The following is a 15,992-nucleotide window of genomic DNA, read 5'->3' as shown; positions in this document are numbered from 1 at the left end:
AAATTCCTAAAAGTCTTTTTATCAAGTGTAAAAATACAATTTTATTCCATTCTATACCATATTATTCCATTTCATTCCACTACGCGTTTTACACTTTTTGTTGATAAACCACTAACAAAGTGTTTAAAACATGTTCATTCTTGTTAAAAACCCAAATTCAAATACTGATTTCCAACCAATTAAAAACATCAAAACAAAACCAACACATCGTTAATAACTCGCTTTTGGCAGAATTTATTTTACCCGCTAACACTTCACCTTCAGAAAATCAGACCGGAAAAAAGCAAAAGAAGAGAATGACGAAACGAAAGATCAGAATCGTCACATTTTTCAGATTAAGCATTTTTTAGTTAATTGCCGATGCAAATAAACCAGAAATGTCTACAGAAAATAGCACAAAAAGCTACAAGCCAATTCGAATCAGGGAGGTATTTGCCGCCAAAAGTCCGGGACTGGCAAAGTTTATCCCGGGATTTGTATATCGCTACCTGAACAACATTTTGCACCTCGACACGGTAAACACTTTTCTTGAAAAGTACGGACACCTTAAGGGGATTGAATTTGTCGACCAGGTAGTTGAGGAGTTTAATGTGCGGGAATTCGTTCACAATAGCGAAAACATTCCGGAGTCAGGTCGTTACATTTTTGCCAGCAACCATCCGCTGGGAGGTTTCGACGGTATGTTACTTATGAAAAACGTGGAAGCACGACTGGGTTCTTTTAAGTTTTTAGCCAACGATATTCTACTGAATATTCCACAACTAAGCCCGGTTTTTGTACCGGTAAACAAACATGGCGGACATGCGCGTGAAGCTGCAAAAAAACTTTCGGAATGCTACAATTCAGACGATCAGATATTGATCTTTCCATCAGGACTGGCCTCCCGAAAAATAAAGGGGCAGATTATGGATCTGGAGTGGAAAAAGCATTTTATCAGCAAAGCAGTACAACACAAACGCGACATCATTCCGGTTTTTATCAGCGGAAGAAACTCGAACCGGTTTTACCGAACGGCAAAATTCAGGAAGTTTTTCAGAATAAAGTGGAATCTCGAGATGTTTTTTCTTCCGGATGAGACAATGAAACACCAAAATACCGATGTACATCTTTATTTCGGGAAACCAATACCATATACCACTTTCGACCACTCGAAGACACACCAGCAGTGGGCCGAGTGGGTAAAAGCAAAAACTTACGAACTGAAAGAAAGTTCTGATACAGTAAATTAAACAATATTATAGAACAGCTTTAGCATGATTTTTTTAATTTTGTATTCCAATTTTCAAAAAGAGGAAGTTTGAAACAAGTGAGTCAAGTCTAGCGTAATGTCTTTTAGACACAATTTCACACACTTGTTTCAGAAATGGGGTACAGATAGTTAAACAGTTTCTTATGAAGGAAATTATAGCACCTATAGATAGAGAAGCAATTTATGCAGAACTAACACCTGAAAAATTACTTCGCAAAACCAACAAAGGTGGCAACGAAATATATATTGTAACAGCTCACGACTCACCTGCAATTATGCACGAACTGGGTCGTTTGCGCGAAATCACATTCAGAGATGCAGGTGGCGGAACCGGCAAGGAAACCGACATCGACAGCTACGACACAGCAACAAAACCATACAAACAACTGATTGTTTGGGATCCGGATGCTAAAGAGATTCTAGGTGGCTACCGTTATGTGTTGTGCGCCGATGCTCCACGCGATGAAAATGGCGACATTAAACTGGCCACATCGCGGGTTTTTCATTTTTCAAAAGAATTCGAAGAAAATTACCTGCCATATACATTGGAATTAGGACGTTCGTTTGTTCAACCGGCCTACCAATCGAGCAAAGCCGGTGCAAAAGCACTTTTTGCACTCGACAACCTTTGGGACGGACTGGGAGCACTTACCGTTGATCATCCGGAAATAAAATATTTCTTTGGAAAGATTACGATGTACGAACACTTCCACAACGAAGCCAGAAACCTGATACAGTACTTCTTTAAAAAATACTTCCGCGACAAGGAAAACCTGGTGTATCCATACAATCCGGTAGAGTTTGATATTGATATGCCTGCCATGAAAAAACTTTTTAATGGCACAAATTACAATGAAGACTATAAAATTCTGGTACAAAATGTAAGAGCATTTGGAGAAAATATTCCTCCGCTGGTGAATGCCTACATGAACCTTTCTCCTTCGATGAAAACTTTCGGAACGATCAGGAACGAAGTGTTTGGAAATGTTTTGGAGACAGGAATCATTGTAACGATCGACGATATTTACAGCGTGAAAGTTGATCGCCACATTGAAACTTACATTAAAGGGAAAGAAGACAGTGAGTGGGAAACTCCTGAATAGAGAATAAAAAAACAGCTATAAAAAATGCCCCGATGCAAAACAGCATCGGGGCATTTTTTTATCTGATCAGAGCAATTACTTAGTAAGCTCTTTCGTCTTTTCCTTCAACAAAGTTAATGAACGATCCGTTTACCACACGGTTTCCTCCGGGCGTTGGATAGTTTCCGGTAAAATACCAGTCACCCAAATCGTTCGGACAAGCTTTATGCAGGTTCTCGATCGACTGATAAACGATCTCCACCTCAGCTTTACACTCTTCCGGTTTTAACAACTCGGCGATTTTATCAGAAATCTGCTCAGCAGTGAATGGCTTATAAATCTCTCGTACGTAATTCACCATTTCTTCTTTTGGCAGATTCTCCTGATCCTTGCATTTCTTGTACACCTTCTGAATCAACGATTCTTTTCCGTGATCTTTTAACAACTCAATAGCGGCGTTAAAAGCAATGAATTTATCCAGGCGAGCCATGTCGATTCCATAACAGTCAGGATAACGAATTTGTGGTGCCGAAGAAACAACGATGATCTTTTTCGGACTCAAACGATCGAGGATACGCAGAATACTCTGCTTTAAAGTAGTTCCCCTAACAATCGAATCGTCGATAATCACAAGCGTGTCTGTATTCTTATGAATTACACCGTAAGTAACATCATAAACGTGAGCCACCAAATCGTCGCGACTGGCATCGTCGGCAATAAAAGTTCGCAGCTTAACATCCTTTATTGCAATCTTTTCCACACGTGGCTCGAACGATAAAATTCGTTTGATATCCTTATCGGTTAACGAACCATTTTTTTGCTGAATCTGATCAATTTTCCAGTCAACCAAATGGTTGCGAACACCTTCTACCAAACCGTAGAAAGCTGTTTCCGCTGTGTTTGGAATATAAGAGAAAACTGTATTCTCGTAGTCGTAATCAACTGCTTTTAAAACAGTAGACGTCAATAAACGTCCCAATTGTTTACGCTCCTCGTAAATAGCCTTGTCGCTACCACGCGAGAAATAAATACGTTCGAACGAACAAGATTTTCTTTTATGCGGCACACGGATCATTTCTTTCGAAACTTTTCCGTCCTTTTTAATGATCAGTCCTTCTCCCGGGCCAATTTCCTGAACTTCTTGTTCCTGCAGATTCATTACTGTCTGGATTACCGGACGCTCTGAAGCCACAACAACAATCTCATCATCGGCATAATAATGTGCCGGACGAATTCCCCAAGGATCGCGAACAACAAAAGCATCGCCGTGTCCGATTAAACCAGCCATGGCATAACCACCGTCCCAATCTTTTGAAGCACGCTCCAGAATATTCTGAATATCAAGATTCTGCTCGATTAATGGCGATATCTGCTCGTTATCGTATCCTTCGTTTTTGTATTTTCTGAAAAGTAACTGGTTTTCTTCATCAAGGAAGTGTCCAACTTTTTCAAGCGCAGTTACCGTGTCGGTGTATGCTTTTGGATGCTGGCCCAGACTCAACAGTACATTAAAAAGTTCGTCGGTATTGGTAAGGTTAAAGTTACCCGCCAAAACCAGGTTACGCGATTTCCAGTTATTCTGACGCATAACCGGGTGCGTAAAGTCGATACTGTTTTTACCAAAGGTACCGTAGCGCAAGTGGCCCAGGTACAAATTTCCGGCAAAAGCAAAATTTTTCTCCGCCCACTCCGGATCATTAATATCAAAATCGTGTCGCTTTGCTTTTTTCAAAGGTTTGTTCACCTTATCAAAAACATCCTTAATCGGGTTGGTCTCAACCGATCGGAAACGACTTATGTAAGGATTTCCGGGATCAAGGTCTGATTTTACACAACAAATTCCGGCGCCATCCTGCCCGCGGTTGTGCTGTTTCTCCATTAAAAGATACAGCTTATTCAACCCATACTTCCAGGTGCCGTATTTTTTTTGATAATAAGAAAGCGGTTTTAACAAACGGATTAAAGCAATGCCACACTCGTGTTTTATCTGGTCACTCATACTGATTTTGTTTCAACAATGGAAATTCGATTACATCAGGAACAATAAACGCAGAAGGATAATCTTTTTGAACTTGCTTATACAATTTCAGAGCCTCATTTTTGGTTCTAAAATCGCCAACACGAACCCGGAAGTTCGGTGCTATAAATTTTATATGAACCGGAAAATCGGGATAGTCTGTAAGGAATTCGGTTTTGGTATTCAGGGCTTGTTCCTTTGCGTCCATACTCGAACTAAAAAAGATTTCAACTCTAAAACCACTCATCCCCTCTCTTTTCTCGTTCTTTTCGATGTGCCATTTTAGCATTTTGTCCAGCCGCGCGTCTCTGTTCACGTCCAACCCGTCGACAATTGCAATGCCTGTTGTATCAACCGACAATTCTGAAATTGTATCAACCTGAGCGAACGAAAATGTTGTGGCCAGCAAACCAACTAAAATCAGCAAAAAAGTCCTCATTGTTCCTTTTTTATTGAGTGGGCAAATATAATTTAAAAACATATAAAACACGAACGGTTTTTATCCACAAAACATTGCCTTTAATCTTTAAGTAATATGAACAAGGCAAAATCCACCTTTTTAGCTGTTAATATTTTTTATGTTTTTAGAATTTAAAACTTCGAATAACTTTGCCCAAAGGAATTACAAGTAAAAGCATTATGGGAAATTTAGTAGAAGAATTTGGCGCGTACAGAGCAAAAATGAATGAAAAGATTCTGGCTGCCGACAACAAAGTTTTAAAACGAATTTATAGTCTGGATACATTAACCTACCAAGACGGCGCTTTGGGTGCCAATGTTAAAGAAATGCTTGGTTTAGCCACATCGCTGGTATTACGTTGCGACGACTGCGTAAAGTACCACCTGGAAAAGTGCCACGAGTTAAATGTTACTACCGACCAGATATTTGAAGTGTTTAGTATTGCCAATGTGGTGGGCGGCACAATCTGTATCCCGCATACCCGAAGAGCCGTTGAATACTGGGAAGAACTTAACAATTTGAAAAAAGATTAAACAATTTGGGATTTAATTGTTATTATTAAAATCTAATTCAGTTTTATTATGAGTAAAATATTCGCGATCACATCCTCAGGCAAAACCGAAAAGTCGTTTCTCGACCTGCGTTTTGGCAAATGTGAATTCCTCGTATTGTTTGATGTGGAAAAGAACCAGTATTCAATTGAAGAGAATCCTTTTATTGGAGAATCGCACAGTGGAATTAAACTGGTTGACTTTTTGAAAAATCATGGTGTAACTACCATTGTTACAGGCGAAGTGGGGCCGATGGTTAGCGAACGTTTAGAAAAAGAAAAACTTCAACTTGTTTTATTGCACGAAGAACGCATTCGCGTTGACGAAATAATGGATCGTATTAGCAATTAGTACAGGTCGGGATTTAAAAAGGGAACCAAAGCCAACTCAACCGCCTGTTTGTACAAGGCGGTCCTGTTTATTTTATTGTTGGTAAGCAATCCCACCGCTCCTGTTTTTTGCTTCGAATTTTCCTGCTTAAATAATATATCGTTGGCATGGCCCAACTCGTAACCCTGCTCAATTAATTCGGCAACTTTTACTGGCAATTGGAATGTGGTTGTTCGTGCTCTGCCTGTTTTCTCGCCCGACGAGATTACAATCCAGGCAAATGCTTCCAGTTTTCCCTGTTTCGAACAAAGTCCACCTTCGATGCCTACCCAAAAATCCGCAGCTTTAGAGTCCGAGCATGCACTCCGCACCCGGTTCTCTGCTCCAAGTAATGTTTCCTCATCACTTTTGGGTTGATCCGAAACACCCGACGCCACTGAAACTCCTTCCACTTCAATCTTCGAATAGTAGGTAGAAAATCCCAATTGTACTGCATTTAGTTTTACCGGATTTTTTGAGGCAACAACAATTTTCATAAAATAACTTTTGGCGGAATTTAGCGATTTCTAAGGAATTATTACTTTCGTTGATCTCAAACTTATAGCATGATAGTAAGACAAGCAACAAAAAAAGATCACGAGGCAATAGTGCAGTTTCAGTTGGCCATGGCGCACGAAACCGAGGGCATTGAACTGCACCAACCAACAGTTATAAAAGGCGTTGAAGCGGTGCTTAATAACGGCGATAAAGGGCATTATTACGTTACCGAAGTTGACGGCGAGGTAGTAGGATCGTTGTTAACCACTTTCGAATGGAGCGACTGGCGCAACGGTACCATACTTTGGATACAGTCGGTTTACGTTAAGCCGGAATTCAGACGCAAAGGCGTTTATCGAAAAATGTATTCTTATTTAAAAGATAAGGTGAGTAAAGCCGATAACCTGAACGGAATTCGTCTGTATGCCGACAAAACAAATCTTCCGGCCCAAAAAACATACGAAACACTTGGCATGAACCAAGATCACTATGTAATGTTTGAATGGTTGAAATAGGGAGAATTCAACTCCAAACAACAGGAAAAAGGGGAAACATGAGCAGTTATCTATATAAACTTATTGCAGAGGGAGAACATCAGCAGCAGGATTTTAAGTTTTGTATTAACGACTCGAAAAAAATTGCAAAATCGTTGGTGGCATTTGCCAATACCGATGGCGGACGTTTGTTGATCGGCGTTAAAGACAATGGTAAAATTGCGGGCATTAGCAGCGACGAAGAGTTTTATATGATTGAAGCTGCGGCTAAAATTTACAGCCAACCTCCCATAAACTTCACTACTCAACAATGGCAGGTTGAAGGAAAAACAGTGTTGGAAATAGGTATCGAAGCGAGCGAGACAAAACCTCATTACGCAAAAGACGAAAATGGGAAATGGCTGGCCTATATTCGTATTAAGGATGAAAACATTCTGGCCCATAAAATTCAGCTTGAGGTTTGGAAAAAGGAACAAAGCACGAAAGGTGTATATTTTACCTATTCGGAAGACGAACGATTCCTCATCGATTTTTTGAAAAATAATGAATCCATTACCTTCTCGAAATTTATGCGTAAGGCACAGCTGCAACGCAAAAAAGCAGAAGAAATATTAAGCAATTTTGTAATCATCGATATAATTAAAATGTGTACCACCCAAAATGGAACACACTTTGTATTAAATACCGAATTCGATCGGGATGAAATCGACAAGTTCGTATGATCCTGAAAACCATTAATGATTTTTTATTGTTTATTTAAAATTCAATTGTAAAAATGAAATACATTTACAGCTCAATAAAAAGAAAAAATATGTTTCAAAGAATTTTTATCGCACTTACCATGTGCATTTTAAGCGTTGGAGCATTTGCGCAAGATGCTTACCTAACTGCTGAATCGGAAGATACCGACAAAATCTACCAGGGTACTGAACCTTACGAGGTAAAAATGTACACTCAAAAATTTAAAACAGATAAACCCAAAAACATCATCTTCCTTATTGGAGACGGAATGGGAGCTGCTCAGGTTTTTTCGGGTATCACAGCAAATCAGGGTAAATTATTTTTAGAAAACTGTCGCCACATTGGGTTTTCAAAAACACAATCGGCTGACAACTATATTACCGATTCTGCTGCCGGCGGAACAGCTTTGTCGTGTGGTGTAAAAACATACAACGGCGCTATTGGTGTTGATGCTGATACCGTTAAAGTAAAATCGATTTTGGAAGCTGCCGAAGAAAACGGGCTGGCAACCGGGCTGGTTTCGACCTCGGCAATTACACATGCCACACCTGCATCGTTTATTGCCCACCAACCCAACCGTGGAATGTACGAAGAAATTGCAGCTGACTTTTTAGAAACTGATATCGATGTTTTTATTGGCGGTGGTATTTCACATTTTATCGCCCGTAAAGATGGCCGTAATTTAATGACCGAATTAAAGGACAAAGGATATACGGTTGAAAGCGACATAAATAAAATAAGCGAGGTAAAATCAGGTAAACTAGCCGGATTAACTGCCCAGGTTCATAACCCGCGTATGAGCGAACGCGGCAATATGCTTCCTGTTGCCACTACAACGGCACTGGATATTCTTGACAATAACAAGAAAGGTTTTTTCCTGATGGTTGAAGGTTCTCAAATCGACTGGGGCGGCCACGCCAGCAGCACAGTTTATGTGGTGGAAGACATGCTCGATTTTGACCAAACTATTGGAAAAGCGCTGGAATTTGCGGCAAAAGATGGTGAGACGCTGGTATTGGTAACTGCCGACCACGAAACAGGAGGAATGGCACTTACTGGAGGCGACATGAGTACAGGAATGGTTAAAGCCGATTTCCCGACAACGGACCATACTGCAGTAATGGTTCCGGTATTTGCTTACGGTCCCGGTGCTGAGGAATTTATAGGTATTATGGAAAATACCGACATTCATAACAAGATGAAAAAACTGCTACTTGGCAAATAGGAAAAACCTTATATTTCATGAAACCGGCATTGACAAATCACGTTCAATGCCGGTTTTTTTTATGATATCTCGGCATTGTTTACTATTTTTCCGCCCAAAACCACTCTTATGAAAGAAGCATTGGAAGTTCTCGATAATGTCAGGTTAAATTTTTCGCCCTCCGGTTTAGTGGCTCTTAATGTAACCATTGCCTTTATAATGTTTGGCGTTGCCCTCGACATTAAAATCGAGCATTTCAAACAACTTGTAATGCGTCCCAAGTCGGTTATTGTTGGTGTAATCTCGCAATTTGTATTGCTTCCGGCGGTAACATTTTTATTTGTTTTATTATTAAATCCCACTCCTACAGTAGCACTCGGGATGCTGTTAATTGCTTCGTGTCCGGGTGGTAATATTTCGAATTTTATGAGTGCGCTGGCAAAAGGAAATCTTGCTTTATCCGTGAGTTTAACAGCCATTGCAACGCTTTCAGCTACGTTTATGACCCCGATAAATTTCGCATTTTGGGGCGATCTGTATATTAATTTCTACAATAATCAAGGTGCCGGCGACTATCTCGTTCCTATAAAAATCGACTTCCTTCAAATGATTCAAACGGTAGTAGTTTTATTAGGAATACCGGTTATTTTAGGTTTGGCAGCAGCGCAGTATCTCCCTAAATTAACACTCAAGATTAAAAAGCCTATTCGTAAATTATCGATCATAATTTTTATTGCTTTTGTGGTTGTTATGCTGAATAATAATTTCGAACATTTTAAAAACTTCATACACCTTATTTTTCTTATCGTCCTGATTCACAACGCACTGGCTTTGCTGGCAGGTTTTAGCATCAGCAGTGTATTCCGACTGCCCAAAATCGATAAACGTACCATTACTATCGAAACCGGAATTCAAAACTCAGCACTGGCACTGGTACTCATGTTTAATCCTAAAATCTTCCCACCCGAACTGGAATTGGGTGGCATGACAATTATTGCGGCCTGGTGGGGCGTTTGGCATATTTTAAGCGGATTTGCCGTATCTTCGTTTATGGCTCGTTTTAAATTAACGAAATAGTTAGTTTTGCAGGATGAAACAAGCATGCTATTTTCAAAACACATAAAACAGAAATAGTACTTATTTTTAGAAGTTCCCTGTTTGCGACAGACGGGCATTTTATAGCATTGCAAAAACAATTGTAAGATAATGAAATACGAAAAGTGGTCATTTGGATACTGGCTTTTTAAACAGTACATCCGTTTTGCCGACTGGATCATTCATGATAAAATCATTTTAACCGGGGAGGAAAATATCCCGAAAAATAAACCGCTACTTTTTGCACCCAATCATCAGAATGCGCTCAGCGATCCCCTGGCAATTCTTTTGCACACCCGTTTTCAACCAGTGTGGCTGGCTCGGGCCGATATCTTTAAACCCGGTATCATTACACTCATTTTGCGCTTTCTGAAAATTATGCCCGTGTACCGGATGCGCGACGGTAAAGATCAACTCGCAAAAAATGAAAAAACTTTTGCCGACTCCATAAAAGTATTGGAAAATAATTTTGCGCTGGCACTCTTTCCTGAGGCAGCTCATTCGGCAAAACGTCAAATGTTATCGCACAAAAAAGCTGTTCCGCGTATTGTTTTTCAGGCTGAAGAAAAAGCCGATGGGAACCTGGATATCCACATTGTACCAACCGGAATTTATTACAGCAGCTACTGGAAATTCAACCGAAGCGTGCTGGTTAATTTTGGTGAGCCACTGTTGGTGAACGACTTTCTGGAAGCCTACAACGAAAATCCCAGTGCGGCGACACTTAAACTTCGCGATGCTCTGGAGAAAGCCATTGAACCACTTACCTTAAATATTAAAAGTAAGGAGAATTACGAGAGTTTTGAGTTGATTCGTTCGATTTTCGGAAATGCTTTTGCGAAGAAATCAGGGTTGCAAAAAGGATTTGTCAACCGTTTCAAAACCGATCAGCAACTTATGAAAAAGCTCGATGAGCTGGAAATAAGCGACAAAGATAAAACCAATAAAGTGTGCCAGGCAACCACAAGTTTCGAAACCAAAGTGAGGAAACACGGATTACGCTCGTGGCTGGTGGAAAACCCGGAGAACAACTTCTGGAAACTTGGATGGAATAAACTTATCCTGTTAATCACGTTGCCGTTTTTTGCTTTTGGCTTTTTATTCAACGCCATTCCATTTTTTATTATCGATACAATTATTCGAAAAAAAATAAAAGACTTTGCCTTTTGGAGTTCATTCTCGCTAGTGTTGGGATTCGTGATTTTCCCCATCGTATATTTACTTGAACTTTGGGCAGTTTCGGCGTGGCTCCCCTTGTGGTGGCATAAATTATTGTTCTTTGCCTCACTCCCTTTTATCGGGAAACTGGCATTTCGCTGGTACATTCTGCTGCTTAAAACAATTGGCCGAGGCCGGCTTTTCCTGCTGAAAAGCTTCAAAAAGGAACAATGGGAAAAGCTAAAAAATCAACAAATCCAACTTTTTAATGAACTCAACGAAATAGTCTGAAACAAATCATAGACAAGCTGAAACCTTAAAAACTACAACCATGGCCGACAAACTAAAAGACACCTTGTTCCCGTTGGAGAAAGTACAACTTTTCGCAAGCGTTTTAAAAGAAGTGTATCCACCATTTCAGTCGGAAGAGTTTGTTTCTGCCGTGTGCGATAAGGACTGGCCGGAACGCGAGTTAAAAGAAAAAATGCGGCATACCACTTTATGTCTGCATCAGTTTTTACCGGAAGATTTTGAAAAAGCAGTTGAATTATTGGTGGCCATTGTACCAAAAGTTACCGGTTTCGAAGCCATTGTTTTACCCGACTATGTTGAAGTTTATGGACTGGAACACTGGGATGTTGCTTTACCTGCTCTCGGAGAACTCACCAAATGTGGAAGTTCCGAGTTTGGAATAAGACCTTTCTTAATAAAGGATCTGGAAGGCGCGATGAAATACATGCTTGCATGGGCCGATAATGATGATTTTAAAGTGCGACGTTTTGCCAGCGAAGGATGCCGGCCGCGCCTGCCGTGGGCTTCGGGAGTTCCTGCCTTGAAAAAAGATCCGTCGCTCATCCTGCCAATTCTGGAGAAATTAAAAGACGATCCGGAAGAGTTTGTGCGAAAAAGTGTGGCCAATAACCTGAACGATATTTCAAAAGATCATCCGGAACTGGTACTTGATATCTGCGAGCGCTGGCAGGGCAACTCAAAAAATACCGACTGGATTATAAAACACGCCTGCCGCACGCTGTTGAAACAAGGAAACAAAAAAGCGATGTTGCTGTTTGGTTTTGCCAATCCTGAGCTGATGAAAGTAGAGGATTTTCAACTTTCCAACACTTCGCCATCCATTGGCGACGACATTTCATTCAGTTTCGATCTCGCCCTCAATATCAAACAAAAGCAAAAAGTGCGTATCGAATACATTGTTCATTTTGTAAAGGCCAGCGGCAAAACATCGCCAAAGGTTTTTCAGATAAAAGAAGTGGAAATGAAACCGGGCGTGCACACCATCAGCAAAAAACACACCTTCAAAAACATGTCGACACGTAAACATTACCCCGGCGAACATACTTTCGAGATTGTAATTAATGGCGATGTAAAAGCATCGGCCAAACTCCAACTCCGATAATTTTATCCATGAATATTGAAATAAGAAAAGCAACTGAAAAAGATTTTCCGGCAATTTACGGACTCATCCGCGAACTTGCTGAATTTGAAAAAGGCCTCGACAAAGTGAGTAACACTTTGGAACAAATGCACGAGCAGAAGGACTGTTTTGAGTGTTTTGTTGCCGAAACCGAAGACAATGAAATTGTGGGAATGGCACTTTATTTTTTCACCTATTACACCTGGGTTGGCAAATCGTTTTACCTCGAAGATTTGTACGTAAAAGAAGCCTGGCGCGGCAAAGGGCTGGGCACTCGATTAATGGATAAAATGATTGAAGTGGCAAAGGCCGAAAAGTGCAAACGTTTCCGTTTACAGGTGCTTCACTGGAATCAGGCGGCCATAAATCTGTACGAAAAAAGCGGTTTTACTGTGGATAAAACGTGGTACAATTGTGACATTCACGATTTGCATTCCTTTGACTAGATAAAGAATTTGCGGAGTCAACAAACTTTACTTCTCAAAATAATTCACAAAAAAAGGGTGCCGACTTACCGGCACCCCTACTAACACTAACTATCTGAAATTTAAAAAGCTTTATGTACTTTTTCCATCCATTCTGTTTTACTTACTGCGAATGGCAACTCTGCTTTAATATCGGCTGATGATGCACCAACCAATACTTTGTAATCACCTGCGTCGGTAATCCACGCTTGCTCCAAAGTATTAAATGAAGCCACATCAGCTTTGCTGAAGGTAAGCGTTACAGTTTCGCTTTCGCCCGGCTGCAATTCTGCAGTTTTAGCAAATGCTTTCAGTTCTTTTACAGGCTTGTCGGCATACTTGCTTTCAGGAGCCGAAACGTACAACTGAACCACTTCTTTACCTGCGTAATCGCCGGTGTTTTTAACGCTTACTGTTACGGTGTACTCTCCATTGCTTTCGCTCAATTTAGCACCACCGTACGCAAAAGTTGTGTATGATTGTCCGTATCCAAACGGATAAGAAACAGGCACGTCATATTTCTCGAAATAACGGTAGCCAACGTAAATACCTTCGGCGTATACAGTGAAATCAACATTTCTGCGTTTGTCGCTTACTGTTCTTTCGGCGCTCATAAATCCGGCAAAGTCAAGTTTTTGCTCTTCGGCAGTTGCAGGGAAGTTTTCTGATGACCAGTGGTCTTCGAATTTAACCGGGTAAGTAGCTGTTAATTTACCCGATGGATTTACTTTACCTGTTAACGCATCAGCAATGGTATTTCCACCTTCTTGTCCGGCCTGACCGGCTAACAACACTGCATCAGGAATATTTTTCCAACTGGCGGTTTCAATTACACCACCAATATTCAGGATAACAATCGATTTTTTACCGGCAGCCTGGAAAGCTTTACTTACAGCAGAAATCAAACCAATTTCGTTTTCAGAAAGGAGGAAATCGCGGTCTAATTTACGATCCATAAATTCGCCTGAAATACGACCGATAGTAATAATTGCTACATCGTTTGCTTTTACAGCTTTTGCCAGCATATCTTCTGAAGGGATGAACTCATCAGGACGGACTTTAGGCAAGAATGCTGAAATCCCCTCAGCTCCCTGTTCATTTTTGGCAGCTTCTGCTGCTAAATACTCCTCGTACGATTTAGTAATATCTTTGCTCAGTTTGTATCCGGCATTTGTCATACCTTCAATTAATGAAACAGTATAAGCTTTATTTACATCGCCCGAACCTGTTCCTCCGGCAATCAAGTCGTAAGAAGTGATACCAAAGGCAGCAACTTTTTTAACTGATGATGACAATGGCAAAACTTCACCTTTGTTTTCAAGTAAAATCATACCTTCTGCCGCCGACTGACGTGTAATCTCAGCATGCTTTTTTAGGTCTGGCTTATTCGAAAACTCGTAAGCTTTAAAACGAGGCGAACGAAGAACAAGCTCCAACACGCGGTTTACACACACGTCAACATCTTCCATAGAAAGTTTTCCGCTTTTCATTCCGGCTACCAATGCGTTAAATTGTTCAGGACGTCCCGGTTCCAGCAAGTCGTTACCTGCTTCAATTTGTGCTACTGCATCAGTACCTCCAAACCAGTCGGTCATTACCAGGCCTTTGAAACCCCACTCTTCACGCAAAATATCAGTCAGCAAGTCTTTTCTTTCCGAAGTATAAACTCCGTTTACATAGTTGTACGAGCTCATTACTGTCCATGGCTGCGATTCTTTAACGGCAATCTCGAAACTTTTCAGGTACAATTCACGCATTGCACGAGGCGAAACACGCGAGTCGTTACCGGTACGGTTCGTTTCCTGGTTGTTGGCCACAAAGTGTTTAATCGATGTTCCAACACCATTACTTTGTACACCACGCACCATGGCAGCAGCAATTTTTCCCGATACAATCGGATCTTCCGAATAGTACTCGAAGTTACGTCCGTTTAACGGGTTACGCTGAATATTCAGAGCAGGAGCCAATAATACATCAGCACCATATTCCAACACTTCGTTACCCATTGCAGTACCAACCTGTTCAACTAACTCGGTATTCCATGTGCTCGCCAATACAGTTCCCACAGGGAAACCCGTACAATAATAAGTATTCTCATCTCCTTCGCGTGTTGGAGAAATACGTAATCCTGCAGGGCCATCGGCCAAAACAACAGCAGGAACTCCAAGACGTGGTATTGGATAGGTTGTACCGGCTGCACCGGGAACAAGACTTTGGGTTTCGCCAATTACAGCATCATTTCCCGAAAAACCGGCCATTCCGGTTCCAATCAGGATATGTGCTTTTTCTTCAATCGTCATCGCACCTATAACCTTCTCAATAGGATCTTTCCCCAATTGCGGAGCATCCTGCGCTACACTAATTTTTGGACTAACAGCAATTGCCAGAAACAGAGCAATGCTAATAGCTAGAAATCTTTTCTTCATCTGTTTTAGTTCTTATTGATTAAATAATTATTGATTTTCCTTCTTTCGCCAAAAATAAATTCAATCTTAAATTTTGCATTTGATATAGATCAGAAAATACTCCACGTGCCCGTTTATTTCTTTCATTCGCTTTCTTTTTTAAATTTGTTTCTTGATGAATGAAGCCAGGAAAATAGTGCGCATGATCTCGGAGAATTTGCATCCGCTCGATCAGAAAGAACAAGAATTGCTTAGCTCAATCCTGAAAGAGGAAAGACTAAAAAAGGGAGAGCTGCTGTTGAATGAAGGCGAAATTGCCAAATATTTGTATTGGGTTGGAAAAGGCATGCTCCGCCAGTTTTACTACAAAGACGGCCGCGAAGTTACCGAACATTTTGCCTGCGAAGACCAGGGTGCACTTTGTATTAACAGCCTCTTTCGGCAAGAACCATCAGCAATGCTGATTGAAGCATTGGAAGAAAGCACCGTTTTGTTGATGCCCTACTTTGAATTTATCGAGCTTGCACAAAAACATCCGCAGCTTGCAACACTACTTCGAAAAATTCTGGAAGGATCGCTAATAATGTCGCAGCAAAAAGCCGACTCGTGGCGCTATGAGACCGTACACGAGCGTTACGAACGTTTTCAGCGCGAATACCCCGATGCTGCCAAACGCGCTTCGGTAAACCATATTGCCTCCTACTTGTTAATGACACCGGAATCGTTGAGCAGGGTACGCGCCGGAAAATTATAGTTAACATCTGCCCCACTCT

Annotated in this window: 16 protein-coding genes; 12 read left to right on the top strand and 4 right to left on the bottom strand. The window is 40.9% G+C overall.

What is annotated here, in order from left to right:
- Nucleotides 1-377 precede the first annotated feature (377 nt).
- On the top strand, nucleotides 378-1,229 hold the full coding sequence (locus tag SLH46_RS05255; protein ID WP_320280108.1) for a 1-acyl-sn-glycerol-3-phosphate acyltransferase: 852 nt from the start codon (nucleotides 378-380) through the stop codon (nucleotides 1,227-1,229).
- Nucleotides 1,230-1,392: 163 nt separating this feature from the next.
- Nucleotides 1,393-2,352: a GNAT family N-acetyltransferase gene (locus tag SLH46_RS05250; RefSeq protein ID WP_320280107.1), complete on the top strand. Its 960-nt coding sequence runs from the start codon at nucleotides 1,393-1,395 to the stop codon at nucleotides 2,350-2,352.
- Between the two features lie 79 nt (nucleotides 2,353-2,431).
- Here the strand turns inward: SLH46_RS05250 and SLH46_RS05245 are convergent, their stop codons facing one another.
- Nucleotides 2,432-4,330 (bottom strand): amidophosphoribosyltransferase, encoded by a 1,899-nt coding sequence (locus SLH46_RS05245; protein ID WP_320280106.1) that lies wholly within the window; start codon nucleotides 4,328-4,330, stop codon nucleotides 2,432-2,434.
- Nucleotides 4,323-4,787, bottom strand: coding sequence for an SPOR domain-containing protein (locus SLH46_RS05240; RefSeq protein WP_320280105.1), 465 nt, complete (start codon nucleotides 4,785-4,787; stop codon nucleotides 4,323-4,325). The genes SLH46_RS05245 and SLH46_RS05240 overlap by 8 nt, the downstream gene beginning before the upstream one ends.
- 200 nt (nucleotides 4,788-4,987) lie before the next feature.
- On the opposite strand from SLH46_RS05240, the gene SLH46_RS05235 reads away from it, so the two are divergent.
- Nucleotides 4,988-5,341 carry a carboxymuconolactone decarboxylase family protein gene (locus tag SLH46_RS05235; protein WP_320280104.1) on the top strand — a complete coding sequence of 118 codons (354 nt, stop codon included), beginning with the start codon at nucleotides 4,988-4,990 and terminating at the stop codon, nucleotides 5,339-5,341.
- Between the two features lie 48 nt (nucleotides 5,342-5,389).
- Complete coding sequence (locus SLH46_RS05230) at nucleotides 5,390-5,710, top strand: NifB/NifX family molybdenum-iron cluster-binding protein (protein ID WP_320280103.1); 321 nt, start codon at nucleotides 5,390-5,392, stop codon at nucleotides 5,708-5,710.
- On the opposite strand, the gene yjjX is transcribed toward SLH46_RS05230, so the two are convergent.
- Nucleotides 5,707-6,225, bottom strand: a complete 519-nt coding sequence (yjjX, locus tag SLH46_RS05225) for an inosine/xanthosine triphosphatase (protein ID WP_320280102.1) — start codon at nucleotides 6,223-6,225, stop codon at nucleotides 5,707-5,709. The genes SLH46_RS05230 and yjjX overlap by 4 nt on opposite strands.
- 69 nt (nucleotides 6,226-6,294) lie before the next feature.
- On the opposite strand from yjjX, the gene SLH46_RS05220 reads away from it, so the two are divergent.
- The 7 genes from SLH46_RS05220 (at nucleotide 6,295) to SLH46_RS05190 (ending at nucleotide 12,796) form a co-directional block, all read left to right on the top strand.
- Nucleotides 6,295-6,741: a GNAT family N-acetyltransferase gene (locus SLH46_RS05220; RefSeq protein ID WP_320280101.1), complete on the top strand. Its 447-nt coding sequence runs from the start codon at nucleotides 6,295-6,297 to the stop codon at nucleotides 6,739-6,741.
- A gap of 38 nt (nucleotides 6,742-6,779) precedes the next feature.
- Nucleotides 6,780-7,442 carry an AlbA family DNA-binding domain-containing protein gene (locus SLH46_RS05215; RefSeq protein WP_320280100.1) on the top strand — a complete coding sequence of 221 codons (663 nt, stop codon included), beginning with the start codon at nucleotides 6,780-6,782 and terminating at the stop codon, nucleotides 7,440-7,442.
- 89 nt (nucleotides 7,443-7,531) lie between these two features.
- Nucleotides 7,532-8,686 (top strand): alkaline phosphatase, encoded by a 1,155-nt coding sequence (locus tag SLH46_RS05210; protein WP_320280099.1) that lies wholly within the window; start codon nucleotides 7,532-7,534, stop codon nucleotides 8,684-8,686.
- 108 nt (nucleotides 8,687-8,794) lie between these two features.
- Nucleotides 8,795-9,742, top strand: coding sequence for a bile acid:sodium symporter family protein (locus SLH46_RS05205; protein ID WP_320280098.1), 948 nt, complete (start codon nucleotides 8,795-8,797; stop codon nucleotides 9,740-9,742).
- A 129-nt stretch (nucleotides 9,743-9,871) separates the two neighbouring features.
- Nucleotides 9,872-11,209 (top strand): 1-acyl-sn-glycerol-3-phosphate acyltransferase, encoded by a 1,338-nt coding sequence (locus SLH46_RS05200; RefSeq protein ID WP_320280097.1) that lies wholly within the window; start codon nucleotides 9,872-9,874, stop codon nucleotides 11,207-11,209.
- 40 nt (nucleotides 11,210-11,249) lie between these two features.
- Entirely contained in the window at nucleotides 11,250-12,332 is a 1,083-nt protein-coding gene (locus SLH46_RS05195; RefSeq protein ID WP_320280096.1) for a DNA alkylation repair protein, read from the top strand.
- An 8-nt stretch (nucleotides 12,333-12,340) separates the two neighbouring features.
- A complete protein-coding gene (locus SLH46_RS05190) occupies nucleotides 12,341-12,796 on the top strand; it encodes a GNAT family N-acetyltransferase (protein WP_320280095.1) in 456 nt (151 codons plus the stop codon).
- Between the two features lie 101 nt (nucleotides 12,797-12,897).
- On the opposite strand, the gene SLH46_RS05185 is transcribed toward SLH46_RS05190, so the two are convergent.
- Entirely contained in the window at nucleotides 12,898-15,240 is a 2,343-nt protein-coding gene (locus tag SLH46_RS05185) for a beta-glucosidase (protein WP_320280094.1), read from the bottom strand.
- 154 nt (nucleotides 15,241-15,394) lie between these two features.
- On the opposite strand from SLH46_RS05185, the gene SLH46_RS05180 reads away from it, so the two are divergent.
- Nucleotides 15,395-15,973, top strand: coding sequence for a Crp/Fnr family transcriptional regulator (locus SLH46_RS05180; RefSeq protein WP_320280093.1), 579 nt, complete (start codon nucleotides 15,395-15,397; stop codon nucleotides 15,971-15,973).
- The last annotated feature ends 19 nt before the right edge of the window (nucleotides 15,974-15,992 follow it).

It is taken from the genome of Draconibacterium sp. IB214405, assembly GCF_033963885.1.
GTDB lineage: Bacteria > Bacteroidota > Bacteroidia > Bacteroidales > Prolixibacteraceae > Draconibacterium.
The sequence above is the reverse complement of the archived record's forward strand: the minus strand, read 5'-3'. Positions and strand labels throughout refer to the sequence as shown.